The organism is Bacillus cereus group sp. MYBK30-2, assembly GCF_051915945.1.
Classification (GTDB): domain Bacteria; phylum Bacillota; class Bacilli; order Bacillales; family Bacillaceae_G; genus Bacillus_A; species Bacillus_A paramycoides.
In genome coordinates this window covers 314,606-330,120 of the sequence record NZ_JBQAFR010000001.1, presented here as the reverse complement: position 1 = coordinate 330,120, position 15,515 = coordinate 314,606, and the positions used below count along the sequence as shown (strand labels likewise).

Here is a 15,515-nt window from a genome sequence, read left to right as displayed (position 1 = left end):
GCTATGATTTAACCATAAAGAAACTATTAGGAGGAATGAAGGGTGAATCACATCTTTATTGTTTTAGTAGAATTTTATCCAACTTGGCTTGCAATGTCTCGTGATGAACGGGGAAAACGAGCTAATGAACTAAAAGAAATTACTTTAAAATACCCTGAGGTACATGTGCGTTTCTTTGACGCAGAAGCGTTACCTGGAAAAGATTATACTGACATAATCATGTGTGAAACGAAAAACATCCAAAAATATCACTATATGTGGGAAGAAATTAGAGATCACTCTGTCTATACTGAAGGTCACATGAAAATTAAAGATGTAATTATGGGAATGGAAGAAGCTTATAAAAAGTTTGAAGAAGATTCATTAAAAAACACTTAAGTAATTAAAACCAAAACTATAGTAAAAAGCAGATAGCGAATTATTCCACTATCTGCTTTCACATTATTTTATAGCTGCTTTCATTTTCCTTTTTGATACTCCACCCAATCACCAGAAATGATAACCTTCTTCAACATTTCTTTATCTTGAGCAACATACACGTATACATGTATTCCTCTATCCGCAAAATATACTGATTGTGTAAGCCGGTCATATAGATCAGTCTCTGCATTACCTGTATATTCTTCGAGTTCATCTAATTTTTGGAGCACATCATCATTTACTTCATAAATTTCCCCATATACTTTTTCCTCACTCGAACAAATCATTGCTGGATACCCTTCTCCTGTATCAAATAATTTGCCATACGTCCATGCTCCGTCTGCGATACATGTTGCACCTTGCATAAAATGAGCGTTCGTTTGATCTTTTCTTAACGTACCATAAACGAAAACATGATGCATATATCCCTATCCCCTTTATTTGTCTCTACTTTCTTATTTGTAAATATGCTCGAATCATAAAGTAACTCACTTCATCAGGAAGTTGTTCTTTAATAGATTTCAAACCACCTTCTGCATGTTGCACAGCATTTTCAATAAGAGATTCATACTCTGCTGGAACGAAGCTTTTCCAGTCCACTTCCATACCATCTTCATAGCAACGAATTAGATGATTTTCAATCGTTTGTCTTGATAGACCTCTTTCTTTCGCAATCTCACTTAAGTCAATGCCTTGTTTATACATTTCATACGTTTCTAAATGAGAATTTGCTGATGCTTTCCCTGGCTTTTTACGCTCTGTAACAACTTCCGTCTTAATTGTTTCAGCATAGTTTGGGTTTTCTTCGATAAAGTGCTGAACTGCTTGTAAGAAGTGAGAACCGTACTTCACAAGTTTATGTTCTCCAATTCCTTTTACAGTTAGGAGTTCAGAGTTACTTTGCGGCATTTTCGCGCACATATCTTTTAATGTTTGGTCAGAGAAAATTACGAACGGCGGTACACCTTCTCCTTGCGCAATGTCTTTACGCACTTCACGAAGCACTTCGAATAAAGGATGGTCTTGAACAATTTGTCTCGTTTCTACTCGTTCTTTGCGTAAAACGTTCTCTTTACCAAGTAATACTTCTTTTCCTATTTCCGTTACTTTTAATGTCGGATACGTACCATGTTCAACTGCGATTAACTCCTCTGATATTAAAAACTCAATAAACTCACTAACTTCTTTTACACTACGGTTTGATAAAAGACCGTACGTAGGCAAAGTATGAAAATTAAATTCAATAACTTTCTTATTTTTCGATCCAGTTAATACTTGTGCAATCATTTGTTTTCCAAATCGTTGATTCGTCCTGATCATACAAGATAGCACCATTTGTGATTCTCTTGTCACATCGATACTTTCACGGTCGTCAGTACAATTACCACAGCGGCCACAATCTTCCTTCGGTTCTTCTCCAAAGTACTGTAAAATAAATGATTGTAAACATTGTTCTGTATGACAGTAATCGGTCATATTTTGGAGTTTTTCAAGCTCATTAGAAAAACGAGATTCTCCTGTTGATTGATCAATTAAAAAGCGTTGTACTTGCACATCTTGTGAAGAATATAACAAAATACATTCACTATCTAATCCGTCACGACCAGCACGTCCCGCTTCTTGATAGTAACTTTCCATATTTTTCGGAAGTTGATAGTGAATAACGTAACGAATATTCGATTTATCAATCCCCATACCGAATGCAGATGTTGCTACCATAACACTGACTTCATCTCGTAAAAAGAGTTCTTGCTGTTCATTTCGATCGTGATCGCTCATACCAGCATGATATTTCGATACCGAAACTCCTGCTTTCCCTAAATCTTCATATAATTGATCGACTACTTTTCTTGTAGCTGCATATATAATCCCAGATTCCTTCTGATTTTGACGAATATAATCTGCTAAATATGCATTACGATCTTGTCCTTTAATCACCGAAAACGATAAGTTCTCGCGCTCGAACGTTGTCATAATTGTATTTTCTTGATTAATTTCAAGTGTGCTACAAATATCGTCACGTACTTGTGGTGTTGCTGTTGCGGTTAACGCTAAAACTAGCGGTTTTTCCGGAAGATAATCTAATATGCGGTGTATATGTAAGTAACTCGGGCGGAAATCATGTCCCCACTGTGAAATACAGTGTGCCTCATCAATCGCAATCATCGGGATTTTCATATCTATAAGTTGGTCAACAAACTCCATAGAATCAAGACGCTCTGGCGCCACGTAAAGTAACTTATAGTGTCCTTGTTTTGCCAATTGAATTCGTTGATTTGCTTCTGCAATAGAAATAGAACTATTAATATATGTAGCGGAAATACCGTTTTGTATTAATGTATCTACTTGATCTTTCATAAGTGAAATCAAAGGTGATATAACTAATGTTGTTCCTTCGAATACTAATGCGGGAATTTGATAACAAATTGACTTACCACCGCCCGTAGGCATAATACAAACCGTATCTTTCCCATCTAATACATTTTTAATTGTTTCATCTTGTCCTCTTCGAAATGACGAATAACCGAAATAAGACGCTAAAAGTTCTTGAGCTTTTGTAAACAAAAAAGAGTCACCTGCTTTTCTATATCTTTCATCTATTCCTATTATATCATCACTTATGCGTCATGAAAGTGATGAATGAAAGAGTTATATTTAATCTCTCATCAAACTGATTCTCGCAAAACACAAATCTAGTACACAAGAAGAAAGAATTTCAATATAAATATTCATTTTATTTGCCTTCCTAGAATACTACTAATCGTATACATATGAATTTGAGGAGGTTAAAATATGAAACGTCGTTTCAATAGCTCTATCCAGCCTAAAGCGTCAAATAAACAACTCCAATTCTCTAATAATGATGCGTGGAAATATGAATCATTTTACAAGTATCAGCCTTTATTTTCTTATAGAAAGCTATTTAATTTCTTTTATCAACTTTTTAGGCGTTAATACATGTGCTAAAAATAAATCATTCACACTAATTTTCTCAATATAAAACGTATAGACTTACGACAATACAGTTGTTACCATATATAATAATCTGTTGGATAAACCCCTTATGTTGACCTGCTTAAATTAGCAGGTCTTTTTTATAATTACATATTCCAATGTATCCTAATCTGGATTACAAGTCTTTTCTCCATTTTAGGAAGCTATTCCACTCACTACAAATGATTATTATTCAAAAAAGCAAACTACAAATCAGTTACATTCATTTAAACAATTCTTTTTTTCTCAATACACAAAGTGAATTTCATTTGTTACTATGAAAGTACTCCAGATGAGTTTTTACTCATCAACATTATCTAGTTAAAGGGATCTGCCGCGGGAAGCAGATCCCTTTGACTTTATTAAAAAGCACCCTTTTCATTTGGACACATTTACCAGGTCTTTTTGAAAGAATTTTATGTTAATATTACGTAGTCGAGTCCGACATCTCGGCAATACCCTTTTGAGGTCCTGCATCTTCCCTTGCAGGGCCTCTTTTATGTTATAATTCATTTAATTCATATATCTCGTAATCAAGTTTTCGATCTTCCCCATTCCCTTCAATCCACTTCTTTTCCAATTCTCAAAAAAATTCTTGGACACGTAACTTAAAAATAACAGTTATCATACTGTGATGTATACATGTTCAAAGGAGTGTAACTATTTATGTATACTTATTGGCAATCATATTACTCCCCCACTCATAACCCTTATGGGAACTTTGATTTATTAACACGAAATTACCGAATTAGTAAAAACGAGAACTTTTTAAAAGGTTATATGCGTTCTTTATGGGAACAACATGTCGCTTGGACGAGATTAGCTATTATAAGTATCATCTTTAACTTGCCAGACGTTAACGCTACTGTTGACCGTCTTCTAAAAAACGCAACTCACATGGGGCTTTCACTTGAACCGTTCTATGGTGAAAATGCAGTAAAAAAATATAGTGCACTAATTAAAGACCACTTAGTTATCGCTGCTGATCTTGTTAAAGCCGCAAAAGCTGGCGATCAAAACGCAGCTGCCGCTATAGAGAAGAAGTGGTACACTAATGGTGATGAAATTGTTGAGTTTCTAAACAGTCTCAACCCATATATAGAAAAAGAAGAATTTAGAAAAATGTTTTATGAACATTTAGCACTAACGAAAGCGGAAGCAATCGCCATCCTAAATAAAGATTATGATGCAGGTATAAAACTGTACGATAAAATTGAAAAAGAAGCATTAGAAATGGCTGATACTATAACGGATGCAATCGTAAAACAATTCCCTCAAGTATTTCAATAAAACAAGCCGATTTCTCTTCAAATCGGCTTGTTAAAATTTCTATCTATATTATATTTACACCTCACCTCTTTACATTTGGCTTATATCGATATATTTTATTAATAGCCATTTTTATAGGAGGAAATAGTTTGATTAACGCTATTGGTCTCGTATTTATCCTTACTAATAAATACGAGAAAAAGAAAAAAGTTTATCTGAATGAGAAATTTGCACTAATAGACATAATTGATTCTAAAGAAGTATATGATGATGAAGGTAATTCATTAGTAGAACTAACTTGTAAATACAGTATTTATTTAGATGAAAAATACTATTGTAAATCTCTCGATGATTATACTGGACAAGTATTCCCTTTCTTAAGTGCAAAAATAGGAAAAGGTCTCCTTAGAAATTTAAATTATTATTTTTCTTACATTGATGTATATGATAAAAAACCACCTGTTAAAGAAATAAGACCTCTTATGAAACATGTAACTAACAGATAGCGGAAAGTATTCAAAAAGAAAGCACCTAACTTCAGATGCTTTCTTTTTTTGAATCACTAACTCGCTAACTTTCATCTCCTTCTAAATATATGTACCCAAGCATACTTTAAAATAAAAACATTGGAGGATTAGGCTGAATGAAATATTCAGAATCAATCGTAAGTAAACGGCTTCGAAGACTTAGAACAGTTGGTGTATTTTTTATACTATTTTTAATCGCGTGGCTTGGATATACAAAATTTCTTTATGGAAATGGGTTTCTTTTAGAAAAGAAAAATTCAGTTGAAGCAATGAATACTAGCGTTACTGGAGAAATTGAAAAGAATTTCCATGTAAACTTACAAGGCTTTCGCAAAACGAACCTTGATACACTTATAGATGCTAGTAAAACCGATCTGAGCGAACTATCCTTAATTGAGCTTATCAATACATCTTGTTCTCAAGATTGCATAAGTGAACCTTCAACTTACGTTAAATCAGACCACGGATATATCTTTTATAAGGAATCTAACGGTACTAATGTAGCTTTAAAAATTAAAAAACAAGCTACATGGGAAATTGAAAAAAAATCTGTTCAAAATGGAATTTAAAAGATTCATACACAAAAAAGAGTACTTACTTCAAAGTACTCTTTCAAAAAAAATTACCACTTACGACATTTATCATCATCATCTTCACGTTTACGATTGCAACGGCAATCATCACAATCACAGTGACGTTTACGTCTACAACAACAATCATCACAAAATCTATTACAATCTCGGAAATGTCTACAACGACAATTATTTCCCATGAATATGATTCCCCCCTAATACATAATAGAATTCATCATATTCTATGTTTAAAGCGTAAAAAGGCTTGTTTACTAGTCTATTATATATATCAATGTGATGTAATTTGAATCTATAGTACTAATTCATCCCTATACCTCCTTCTAACGGATATGTAATGAGAAATGGCTTTATTACAGGGTTTGTGAAGGAGGTTCTCTTTAACTAAGTAGGTAATTCTATTGGTTTTGTGACCAAAATGTGACTGCTAGATACATAATAATTTGCTATTTAACATGACTATTCCCATAAAAAAAGCATAGAAAATTCCTATGCTTTTTTTCTCCTTAATTAGAACATTTAATAATCATTTTTTAGAAGAATTCTATAATAGAACGCATGTATTCTGTTACTTTACATTTCCTCCTTCAATCTCTATGATAACTCTCAGAAGCTCCCCTTCAATGTTCATCACTTGATACCTCTCATCTATCATTATAGGGTTCTCTTTCGAGTCTATCGTACAAAGAACAACTTCAGGGTCTTTCTTGCATGCCACTCTCTTCAAAGTCAGCCCTATATCCGTATTCACTAAGATGATATCCCCTTCTTTGAAAGATTCCTGTCTCCGTATAACCAATGAGTCACCCTCTTTGATTCTTCCACCTGTGAGTAGTTCCCCTTGCATACTACATGTGTTTTTTTATAAACAGACACCTAATAAAGAAAGCATGGGAAACTTATATTCAAGATTATAAAAACAATGGATTATCAAAAGTTTCCTGATGTCAAAAACAGAACCTATCAGTTCATCGATTATATTACTGGTTGAAAAAATTATCACCTGAAACGGAAGATCAAAATAAAAATGAGCGTGTGAATTGGATTTCTATTCATGTTTCTGTTTGAAATGTGGATATATTTTAGGTTTATATGTTGAAAAACCTCAAAACTTTTAAAGCAGAAGATTAAGCTAGTTGTTTTATAAGGGACATTTAACTTTATTCAAAGTCTATAAATTAAGCTGAAAATCGTTTAGTTAGAAATAAAAATTAAGAACAAAAAAAGAGCCATAGATGATGAATTGGTAAGCGTAATTTTCCTATAAAAAGCAAAAATTAACAGCGTAATTTTATTCGATATGGGGTGAAAATTATGACACAGACTCAACAAAACTCACAGCATTCAACAACCAAAATGAAGCATATGTTTCCATCACTCGCAGAAAATATTAATTATATTGAAAATAAGCTATTTCATTCGGACGATTTAAAAAAACTCGACGTTCCTTTTCAAAACGGAAAAGGAACGATGTTATACATTGAGTCTTTAGCAGACCCTAATTTAATTCATCAATTAGCTCTCGAACCTATATTAACCCAAGCTGAATTATCTCTCGATAAGGCATTTTCTACATTGAACATGAAAAAAGAAACGAACTTACTGTATGGCATACAACTTTTACTACAAGGAAAATCTTTATATTTTCATGAAGAGGTACAAAGCTTTTGTATTTTCGAGACAGCTTTATCTGTAAAAAGGAGTATAAAGGAACCTGATAATGAAGGGATTGTCCGCGGTCCGCATAACGGTTTTATCGAAGATTTAGCTACTAACTTAGCTTCCATTCGTAAACTTATTAAAAATCAAGATTTAGTGGTTAAATATTTTACCCTTGGTGAAGAAATGCATACTAAAGTTGCTATTGTATATATGCAAAATTTGGCCAACGATGATCTTGTGACAGAAGTAAAAAGAAGATTACAAACCATTAAAACGGACTCCCTTATGTCACCAGGCTATATACAAGAATTTATTGAGGATACATCCTTTTCACCATTTCCACAGCAATTAAATACAGAACGTCCAGACCGAGTTGCCGCTAACTTGATGGAGGGAAGGGTTGCTATCTTATCGGATGGAGATCCAACAGCACTTATTGTTCCTGTAACATTATTTGCCTTTTATCAATCACCGGATGATTATAACAATCGGTGGATTGTCGGTTCTTTCGTGAGAATGATTCGCCTCACGAGTTTTTTAATCGCCTTTCTCTTACCTGCTATATATATTGCAACAGTGGCTTTCCACCCCGATGTTTTGCCACTGGAGCTTGTTAATACAATTAAAGCTTCATTAGAAAGAGTACCACTTCCGCCTATTTTTGAAGCCTTACTACTGGAATTAATCTTTGAATTATTGCGAGAAGCTGGAATTCGTCTACCGAGCCGAGTAGGACAAACAATCGGTATTGTAGGTGGCTTAGTAATCGGTGATGCAATTGTTAAAGCTGGACTTGTTTCCTATACAATGACTATCGTCGTAGCTTTAACAGCAATCGCATCTTTTCTCGTTCCATCAAACGATATGAGTTCGGCCGTCCGAATCCTTCGTTTTCCATTAATGATTTTAGCTGCTGTCTTTGGCTATCTTGGTATTTCATTCGGTTTAATTATAACTTTCATTCATTTATGTCAGCTTCACTCTTTTCACACACCATATCTTTCTCCAGTGGCCCCACTTCGGATTAAGGATATGAAAGATGCTTTTTTAAGACTCCCAATTTGGTCTTTTTGGGAACGTCCTCATGATTCAAAACCTAAAAAAATGAGAAGACAGCTGGTAACTAGAGAGGATGAGAACGGTGATAAACACGCAAAGTAAAATTACACTTACGCAATTCTCATTTTTTGTTGCTCAATGCCAAATCGGTGTAGGTATACTTACCCTTCCGAATCGACTGCATTATATTGCCAAAGGTGGCGGATGGATTTCTACACTAATAGCTGGACTTATTGTTCAAATCTTTATTTTAATTATATGGCTTTTATTAAAAAGATTCCCTGAAGTAACCATCTATGAAATTGTTCGCACAATGTTCGGGGATATATTAGGGAAAATATTTAGTTTCTCTTATATTTTTTACTTCATTCTCATCGGAACGACCATTATGGCAAGCTCTGGGAACATTATTAAAATATGGATTTTGCAAGCAACACCTTGGCCAGTTATACTCTTTTTGGGTCCAATCGCTTCCTCTTTTTTAATCTATAGCACATTTAAAGTCATGGTTCGATTTTACGACATGACTCTCATTTTAATTATCCCAATGGCTTTTTTAATTGGAATTGGTCTTACCCGTGCTGAATTCTCTTATCCCTTTCCAATTACAGAAGCTGGTTGGTGGAATATTATTCGAGCATCAAAAGAAACAATAACAGCAATGTATGGTTTCGAAATTATACTTATTGCTTATCCATTTGTAAAAGGAAAACCTGCAGCAAAGCTTAAGGCTATTTCTCTTGCGAACGGATTTGTAACCATTTTCTACACTTTTACCGTATGGATTTGTTATATCGTGTTTAGCCCTAATCAAATCGAATTAATTCCTCAACCCGTTATATATTTATTACGCTCCCTTCATATCGGTATCATAGATCGAACTGATTTAATTTTCATTCCGATATGGATGATAACTGTTGTATGTTCTTATGCCAGCTATTATTATGCAGCTTCGGTAGGAATAGAGCATATCTTTAAACTTAATAATCATAAGAAGGCCGTTCCAATTGTCGCTCTTATCTCTTTTAGCGTCGCTTTATTTATTAACACACCTGAAAAGCTAAAAATCATAGCAAAGTTCACGGATAATCTCACCTATATTTTTATTGCTGTCCTTCCTCTTTTATTTCTTTTTTATGCCATATTAAGAAATAAGAAAGGAGAAAAGTATGCCAAAAAGAACGTCTAAATTATGCATCATTGTATGTGCCATTTTTCTCCTTACATTTAAAATAGAGTCACGATGTTAAAAAAGACGCGATGTTTTGAAAAGTGTTGCGACGTTTCTAAAAATGATGCGACGCTTTATCCCATTGGTTTGGACAATCAATAACAATGAACTATTTTTATCTATGGTTATGTTAAACAATGGTGTTGATTTTTATAGTAAAAAAGTACGTGACCTCAATTATTAGGTCACGTACTTTAATCATATACTCTCTTTTGTTGTTTTGATAAACTGCATTAAAGTTGAACTTTTAGCTTCTTTAAAGGTGAGATGTATAAGCATACCTTTGTTTAAGAAAGTAAAAAGAGCTATTATATGTCCTTTTTGGTATATTTTTTCATGACAAGTAAAAATTATAATCATGAAAAAATTATATATATTTATATGCTTTATCTTCCTTGTCGGCTGTTGGGATCAAAAACCACTTAGAGAATCACGTCTTGCTTATAGCTTAGGTTATGATTCATATAAAAACAAAAGTTTGAAACAAACGGTAGAGATTGTGCACATGAACTCAAAATTAACAAATGAGGTACATTCTGCAATTAAGAATACGGCGCAAGATACTACTGATAAAATGAGAACGAATACAACTGGAGATATAAGCTATATAAAATATGGTTTACAGCTATATGGAAAAGCACTTGAGAAAAAGGGGATTTTTCCAACGCTTGATGTAGCATTTAGGGATCCCGGCAATCCTACATCTTTAGTGAAATTAGTTTCAGTGGATGGGTTATCATCTGAAATTTTGGAAAAGAAAAAAATTGGTAAATTAATGATTGGAGAATTTCTGAAGAAGAAAGTAAACACACTTGAAGAGCGCAGTTATTTTCCTGTAGAAAACTTGGAAAGTGTTTTTAAAAAAATTCTAGACAAAGGTGAAGATTTTACGCTACCGTCAATAAAAATACAAGGTAAAGAAATAGTTACCAATGGTCTAGCCTTGTTTCATAATGATAAATTGACTGAACGGTTACCCCTTGACCAATGTGTTTTATTTACATTACTCAAGGGGAAAGCTGGGGAGAAGGCGCATATCACGAAGAAAATTAATGGTAAAGATTATGTGAGTGTTGAAGTGAAAAAAGGACAAGTTAAACGGGAAATGAACGTTATTACAGATAAAAGCGGTAATGTTCATGTTACGATTAAATTAAAATTGCTTGTTACGGTTCTTGAATATCCGCGCGGCCATTTAGGTCGAGCGAAAGAAAAAAAGAAATTAAGTAAGCAACTATCTAAAGAATTAACAGATGAATCAAAGAAAATTATTAATAAATTACAGAAAGTAAATTGCGATGCGTTTGGAGTTGGTAGGCAGTTGATTGCTTATCACCCCAAAGCTTGGAAGAAATTTGATTATAAAAAAGCGCAGTTTGATACCAAAGTGGATGTGATTATCTTTGGGAGTGGTATTTTAAACTGAAAAAGGAATATTTAAGGCCCTTACTCGAAAGTAAGGGCCAATAAGAAATGCAAATTTATTCTTATTTGCTAGGAAAATTATAGAGCATCTACTTGTCTATATACTAATTTGTGCGTTACAAAAATGTGAGCGAAATAGAAAAAAACAAAATCGTTATTTTATAGAAAGGGATCAAAAAATTAGATTTAAAAAACAAGTTAAAAAAATTAAAAACCCCTTAGTAGGCCTGCTCTTTTTATAAAGTGGGAAAAATATAATTTCTATTTGTTTCACCTAATAAAGTAAAAATAGAAGTGTTTTCAAGTTAGATATATGTAATTATGTAGGCGTGGATTACAAAATTACAAATTTAAATACAATCTTACTCCAGGGAAGGTTTCCCTTCCTTTGAGCGTACAGCAAGCTGTAGGGAGCTCAGTTAAGACTACTCTTGATGTATACAGTCATGTATTGCCGAGTATGGATAAGTCAGTATCTGACGAACTCGAAAAGATTATCAGAATGTGACCAATTTTGTGACCAGACAATTACAAATTCATCCCTTTACTTCCTGCTGCGCTTCCACGGCCCCCTTCAACCTCTGCAACATATACCCAATCCCTCTACATCCTTCTAACGGATATGTAATGATTTCTTCTGGATATAACTTCGTCACTACTTTTTTATGCTTCTTCCCCGCAAGTAAGACGATTTCATCAAACTGAAGCAAATCTTTATTAACCATCTGTTTTTGTAATTGTTCTATACTAATAATCGCACTACTTTTTGAATCAAATGCCAGATCATAGTTTTCTTGTACAATATCATTCGGTCTTAAAAATCCATGTTTTGCTGATAATATAACCCAGTTCTCGAAAAACTCCGCTGCGTACGCCTGACATGCTTTTCCGAATGGACTAATATATACATCTTTTGCCTCTGTCGGGCCGTAATCTGGGTACTTATCCCAAATTTTCTTTTTTCCACACGGAATAATGCATAATCTTTTCATCGTTATTTCTTACCTCACTTCTAACTTTTTAAATATAAAAATAGAGAATTCTCCACTTCTTCATACTCAGCTTCTATGTCTCCAATCCCCACAACGTTCCAACTATTATTTTTTTCTACCGGTTTTTCATTCATAACGATATGAACTTGTTTCATATTTTTATAATCTTCTTCAAAAGATGCTAAAACAGGCTGATTTATCATATATGTTTTATTATGTATACTTACACTTACAAAGGTTTTATGTAATGCTTTATTTCCGTTTAAATTTACGTTCATTGGATTAAACATATTTAATTTTATATCCCCTATAATATACAGGTGATATCCTTTTTTCTCATTAAATTCTTTAAAATCCTTGTCTCTTTCGTTTTGAACAAAATGAATCATTTGCTTTGTTTCATTACTTATTGTAATTTCATTGTTTAAACTCAAATCCACATTTATATTTTGTTTTAAAAAAGCATATAGCGATTTATCACTATTAAAGAAGCTCGTTTTCCAATCAGGAAGGATTTCATCTAATAATAAACATAAAAGCATTCCTGAGCTATAGCAACTCTTTCTTATGTTACAATTAGCTTCATATGCATCTAAAATTAATCTACTATATTTTCGTAATATTTCGCTTTCATCATTTTTACATACTGTATTGTAAGCATTCATTTCAACATACAAAGCAGGCCCTTCTATACTTTCAACCATACACTCGTATGTTATAAACTTTTCTTTCATAAAATTAGCCCTTTGCTCTCTTAGTTCAATAAATTGCTTAATATAGTTATTCTTCTCAGCTTGTGACTTACAATGAACAGCATCATATAAACAAATTCGTTCTTTATTTCGTAATTCAATATTTTCTTCTAATATAGGATATTGAAATCCTAGAGATTCATTTGGAAATCTACTTTCACCATTCAAATATTGATAACAATGAAAAAGTTCATGCACCACAATCGCAAGTAAACTTTCATAATCTCTATACCTATTCATATTGACGATGGCAGTTGGATAATCTTTGAATATGATGAATGTATCCCCTTTAAATTGTTCATTCCAATTTAAAACGGTATACCCATCATTCTCCTCTGTCAGAAATAATGGATGCTGAAATAGATACACATATTCATCATCATATAGTGCAAAAGCAGCCCTCTTAAAATCAGGCCATAGCTCATACAATAAATCCATATTTATACCTTGCTTCATTCTATTTAATATATTATCCATTATACAAATCACCCCTATATCATTCTATATATATATATCATCTACTCTATTTTCAAACAGCCATTTCATTTACATAATTACAAAAACATATATCTCATACTTAATCTTTCAAATTCAAATCTATTATGTATTATATAAATATAGACATAATGTTAGTATTAAAAGGAGGTGAACACCTATGAAAAATATACTTCCAGCATTATTAGCTTATATTATTGTTTGTATCATCGCAATTATCATTCCAGCATCTGACGGCTATAATTCTGTAGGATGGAAATTATTTGTTGGGCAAGCGTACGCAATACCTATTTTCATTATTGCTGCTATTGCTACATTTTATATAAATAAGAAACGATCTTATGAATAAACGTTCGGGAGGATAGCGGATGCTATCCTTATTTTAATTCGCTTATCATATCAAGTACAGCCCCGGCAGTACTTTGTACAACTTCTTGCGAAAAATCAAATGTAACACCTGTATTTTCATAAATCTCCTGTATTGGTAAATTCCAATCCGTACTCGCTCCCTCTTTAAAAAAAGTAATCGCTTTTTCTTGATTCTCCCGATATATTTGAAATAATTGTAGTGCTCCTAATTGTGCGATTGCATATTCAATTTTGTAAAAAGGAAACTGAACATAATGGAAAGATTCTATCCAACTCGTACTAAGTTCTTCCTCAACACCTGTAATATTAACTGATGAATACTTATACCTTTTACATAATTCAAGATATTTCTCATCGCGTTCTGCTGGCGAATGGTTCGGATTAGTATAGAGCCATTGTTGAAATAGATCACCTGAAACTGGCGTAATTAATAAAGACAAAGCCCGATGCAGTTGTTCTTGTTGTGCTTTCTTATATTCATTCTCTTCCTTATAAAAAATATCAAGCTTATCCATTAGTAATAGCTCGAGACTATGAGAATACAGCTCGGCTACTTCTTCACGAAGATATTTTTCTTGCATACTACTTTCATTGTTAAACTGTTTATAGAAATGAAGCGCATGACCCACTTCATGTATGAGTGCATTAATTGCGTTAAATGACGGGCTAAAATTAGAATAAACAAAAACATCTTTACTATGAGGGAAAGTAAAACAAGCAGCTCCCGACGCCTTATTTTCCCGTTCTTCTACGTCAATTAATCCTGATTTCCTTATATGAATAAATTCCTCATGAAAATATGAATCCGTCTTTCGTAACATCTCTTCAACCCCATCCAATAAATCATTGGAATTTTGAAATGAAACTTTCCGCAATGTACAAGGGGCAAGATCCCACGGACGATACGCTTTTACACCAAGATCCCTTTTAAAAAGATTGCCTAATCGTTTCCATACGGGTACAACAAGCTTCTCTATAGATTCATGAAGCACATAACAGTCTTCAATACTATATTCTCTGTTTTTTAGCTTAAAAATATATTCGCTATAATTGTTAAACCCTGTATTTAGGGCTATTTGATTCCGTAATTGTACAAGTTCATTCATAATACAATCTATTTCTGGTTTTACTACACTTCTTGCTTCACATAAAGCATGCCATGCCTTTTCACGAATGATTCTATTTGGGTTATCTAACTTTGCTTTAACGTATGCGTACGTCCTTATTTCGTTATCCCAATTGATTGTTATGTTAGACATAATTTCTCTATACTTCGTCATAAGACCCTCTTCCTTAACGGCAAGAGAAATATTCTTTTCATTAAATATTTCGCTCTTCACCAATCTTATTTTTTTCATATATCCATATTTTCGTTCATCTAATAATTTCGAAAACGGACAATCAATAAATTTCTGATCAAATTTTGCATTATATTTTTTTAAAAGTGGTTGAATCGCATTTTGATTATACTTATGTAAATCACGCATAGCAATATCTTTTGAATCTCTATACACAGCAATTAAATGACTCGTTAACACCTCTTCTACTTCAGCAGTTAAACGCTGTTCCTTCATTAGCCATTCCTCTAATTCAGCAACAGAAGAAATATTTTGATTTAAAAGTGATCGAAATTTGTTTTCCAACGTTTCCAAGTCATAACATTTCCTATTTTCATCCCATTTTAACGTCTTTGAGCCATTAAACATACGCAAGCCTCCTTGTTAAAAATT

Annotated in this window: 15 protein-coding genes and 1 pseudogene; 10 read left to right on the top strand and 6 right to left on the bottom strand. The window is 33.1% G+C overall.

The window, feature by feature from the left end; translation table 11 throughout:
- Positions 1-42 precede the first annotated feature (42 nt).
- The gene (locus tag ACTFQM_RS01735; RefSeq protein ID WP_440033237.1) at positions 43-378 is read left to right on the top strand and encodes a darcynin family protein; all 336 of its coding nucleotides are present in this window, start codon (positions 43-45) and stop codon (positions 376-378) included.
- Between the two features lie 80 nt (positions 379-458).
- Here ACTFQM_RS01735 and ACTFQM_RS01730 read toward each other — a convergent pair whose 3' ends face one another.
- Positions 459-842 carry a gamma-glutamylcyclotransferase family protein gene (locus ACTFQM_RS01730; protein ID WP_440033236.1) on the bottom strand — a complete coding sequence of 128 codons (384 nt, stop codon included), beginning with the start codon at positions 840-842 and terminating at the stop codon, positions 459-461.
- 25 nt (positions 843-867) lie between these two features.
- Positions 868-2,985, bottom strand: coding sequence for a DNA helicase RecQ (recQ, locus tag ACTFQM_RS01725; RefSeq protein WP_440033235.1), 2,118 nt, complete (start codon positions 2,983-2,985; stop codon positions 868-870).
- A gap of 228 nt (positions 2,986-3,213) precedes the next feature.
- Here recQ and ACTFQM_RS01720 point away from each other — a divergent pair, with 228 nt between their 5' ends.
- From ACTFQM_RS01720 to ACTFQM_RS01705, 4 genes are all read left to right on the top strand, one after another.
- On the top strand, positions 3,214-3,375 hold the full coding sequence (locus ACTFQM_RS01720) for a hypothetical protein (protein WP_440033234.1): 162 nt from the start codon (positions 3,214-3,216) through the stop codon (positions 3,373-3,375).
- 705 nt (positions 3,376-4,080) lie between these two features.
- Entirely contained in the window at positions 4,081-4,704 is a 624-nt protein-coding gene (locus ACTFQM_RS01715; RefSeq protein ID WP_440033233.1) for an acetylglutamate kinase, read from the top strand.
- Between the two features lie 128 nt (positions 4,705-4,832).
- Positions 4,833-5,189: a hypothetical protein gene (locus ACTFQM_RS01710; RefSeq protein ID WP_002172294.1), complete on the top strand. Its 357-nt coding sequence runs from the start codon at positions 4,833-4,835 to the stop codon at positions 5,187-5,189.
- Positions 5,190-5,326: 137 nt separating this feature from the next.
- A complete protein-coding gene (locus ACTFQM_RS01705; protein WP_440033232.1) occupies positions 5,327-5,779 on the top strand; it encodes a hypothetical protein in 453 nt (150 codons plus the stop codon).
- Positions 5,780-6,368: 589 nt separating this feature from the next.
- On the opposite strand, the gene ACTFQM_RS01700 is transcribed toward ACTFQM_RS01705, so the two are convergent.
- Positions 6,369-6,647: a S24 family peptidase gene (locus ACTFQM_RS01700; RefSeq protein ID WP_440033231.1), complete on the bottom strand. Its 279-nt coding sequence runs from the start codon at positions 6,645-6,647 to the stop codon at positions 6,369-6,371.
- Between the two features lie 110 nt (positions 6,648-6,757).
- Here ACTFQM_RS01700 and ACTFQM_RS01695 point away from each other — a divergent pair.
- From ACTFQM_RS01695 to ACTFQM_RS01680, 4 genes and pseudogenes are all read left to right on the top strand, one after another.
- A pseudogene (locus tag ACTFQM_RS01695) lies at positions 6,758-6,868 on the top strand (IS66 family insertion sequence element accessory protein TnpA); the annotation flags it as partial.
- Between the two features lie 246 nt (positions 6,869-7,114).
- Positions 7,115-8,623: a spore germination protein GerKA gene (gerKA, locus tag ACTFQM_RS01690; RefSeq protein WP_440033230.1), complete on the top strand. Its 1,509-nt coding sequence runs from the start codon at positions 7,115-7,117 to the stop codon at positions 8,621-8,623.
- Complete coding sequence (locus tag ACTFQM_RS01685; RefSeq protein WP_440033229.1) at positions 8,604-9,710, top strand: GerAB/ArcD/ProY family transporter; 1,107 nt, start codon at positions 8,604-8,606, stop codon at positions 9,708-9,710. Before gerKA ends, ACTFQM_RS01685 begins: the two co-directional genes overlap by 20 nt.
- Before the next feature lie 400 nt (positions 9,711-10,110).
- Positions 10,111-11,178, top strand: a complete 1,068-nt coding sequence (locus ACTFQM_RS01680; RefSeq protein WP_440033228.1) for a Ger(x)C family spore germination protein — start codon at positions 10,111-10,113, stop codon at positions 11,176-11,178.
- Positions 11,179-11,713: 535 nt separating this feature from the next.
- Here ACTFQM_RS01680 and ACTFQM_RS01675 read toward each other — a convergent pair.
- Positions 11,714-12,169: a DUF6884 domain-containing protein gene (locus ACTFQM_RS01675; RefSeq protein ID WP_440033226.1), complete on the bottom strand. Its 456-nt coding sequence runs from the start codon at positions 12,167-12,169 to the stop codon at positions 11,714-11,716.
- Positions 12,170-12,189: 20 nt separating this feature from the next.
- Positions 12,190-13,398: a peptide ABC transporter permease gene (locus ACTFQM_RS01670; protein ID WP_440033225.1), complete on the bottom strand. Its 1,209-nt coding sequence runs from the start codon at positions 13,396-13,398 to the stop codon at positions 12,190-12,192.
- Between the two features lie 178 nt (positions 13,399-13,576).
- Between ACTFQM_RS01670 and ACTFQM_RS01665 the strand changes: the two genes are divergently transcribed.
- On the top strand, positions 13,577-13,765 hold the full coding sequence (locus tag ACTFQM_RS01665; protein ID WP_048371012.1) for a DUF4017 family protein: 189 nt from the start codon (positions 13,577-13,579) through the stop codon (positions 13,763-13,765).
- A 28-nt stretch (positions 13,766-13,793) separates the two neighbouring features.
- Here the strand turns inward: ACTFQM_RS01665 and ACTFQM_RS01660 are convergent, their stop codons facing one another.
- Positions 13,794-15,491, bottom strand: coding sequence for a M3 family oligoendopeptidase (locus ACTFQM_RS01660; protein WP_440033224.1), 1,698 nt, complete (start codon positions 15,489-15,491; stop codon positions 13,794-13,796).
- Positions 15,492-15,515: the final 24 nt, after the last annotated feature.

Coding starts and splice junctions, on each gene's coding strand:
- ACTFQM_RS01730 (WP_440033236.1), bottom strand. CDS start 842: ATGCATCATGTTTTCGTTTATGGTACGTTAAGAAAAGATCAAACGAAC.
- ACTFQM_RS01720 (WP_440033234.1), top strand. CDS start 3,214: ATGAAACGTCGTTTCAATAGCTCTATCCAGCCTAAAGCGTCAAATAAA.
- ACTFQM_RS01715 (WP_440033233.1), top strand. CDS start 4,081: ATGTATACTTATTGGCAATCATATTACTCCCCCACTCATAACCCTTAT.
- ACTFQM_RS01705 (WP_440033232.1), top strand. CDS start 5,327: ATGAAATATTCAGAATCAATCGTAAGTAAACGGCTTCGAAGACTTAGA.
- ACTFQM_RS01700 (WP_440033231.1), bottom strand. CDS start 6,647: ATGCAAGGGGAACTACTCACAGGTGGAAGAATCAAAGAGGGTGACTCA.
- gerKA (WP_440033230.1), top strand. CDS start 7,115: ATGACACAGACTCAACAAAACTCACAGCATTCAACAACCAAAATGAAG.
- ACTFQM_RS01680 (WP_440033228.1), top strand. CDS start 10,111: ATGAAAAAATTATATATATTTATATGCTTTATCTTCCTTGTCGGCTGT.
- ACTFQM_RS01675 (WP_440033226.1), bottom strand. CDS start 12,169: ATGAAAAGATTATGCATTATTCCGTGTGGAAAAAAGAAAATTTGGGAT.
- ACTFQM_RS01670 (WP_440033225.1), bottom strand. CDS start 13,398: ATGGATAATATATTAAATAGAATGAAGCAAGGTATAAATATGGATTTA.
- ACTFQM_RS01665 (WP_048371012.1), top strand. CDS start 13,577: ATGAAAAATATACTTCCAGCATTATTAGCTTATATTATTGTTTGTATC.
- ACTFQM_RS01660 (WP_440033224.1), bottom strand. CDS start 15,491: ATGTTTAATGGCTCAAAGACGTTAAAATGGGATGAAAATAGGAAATGT.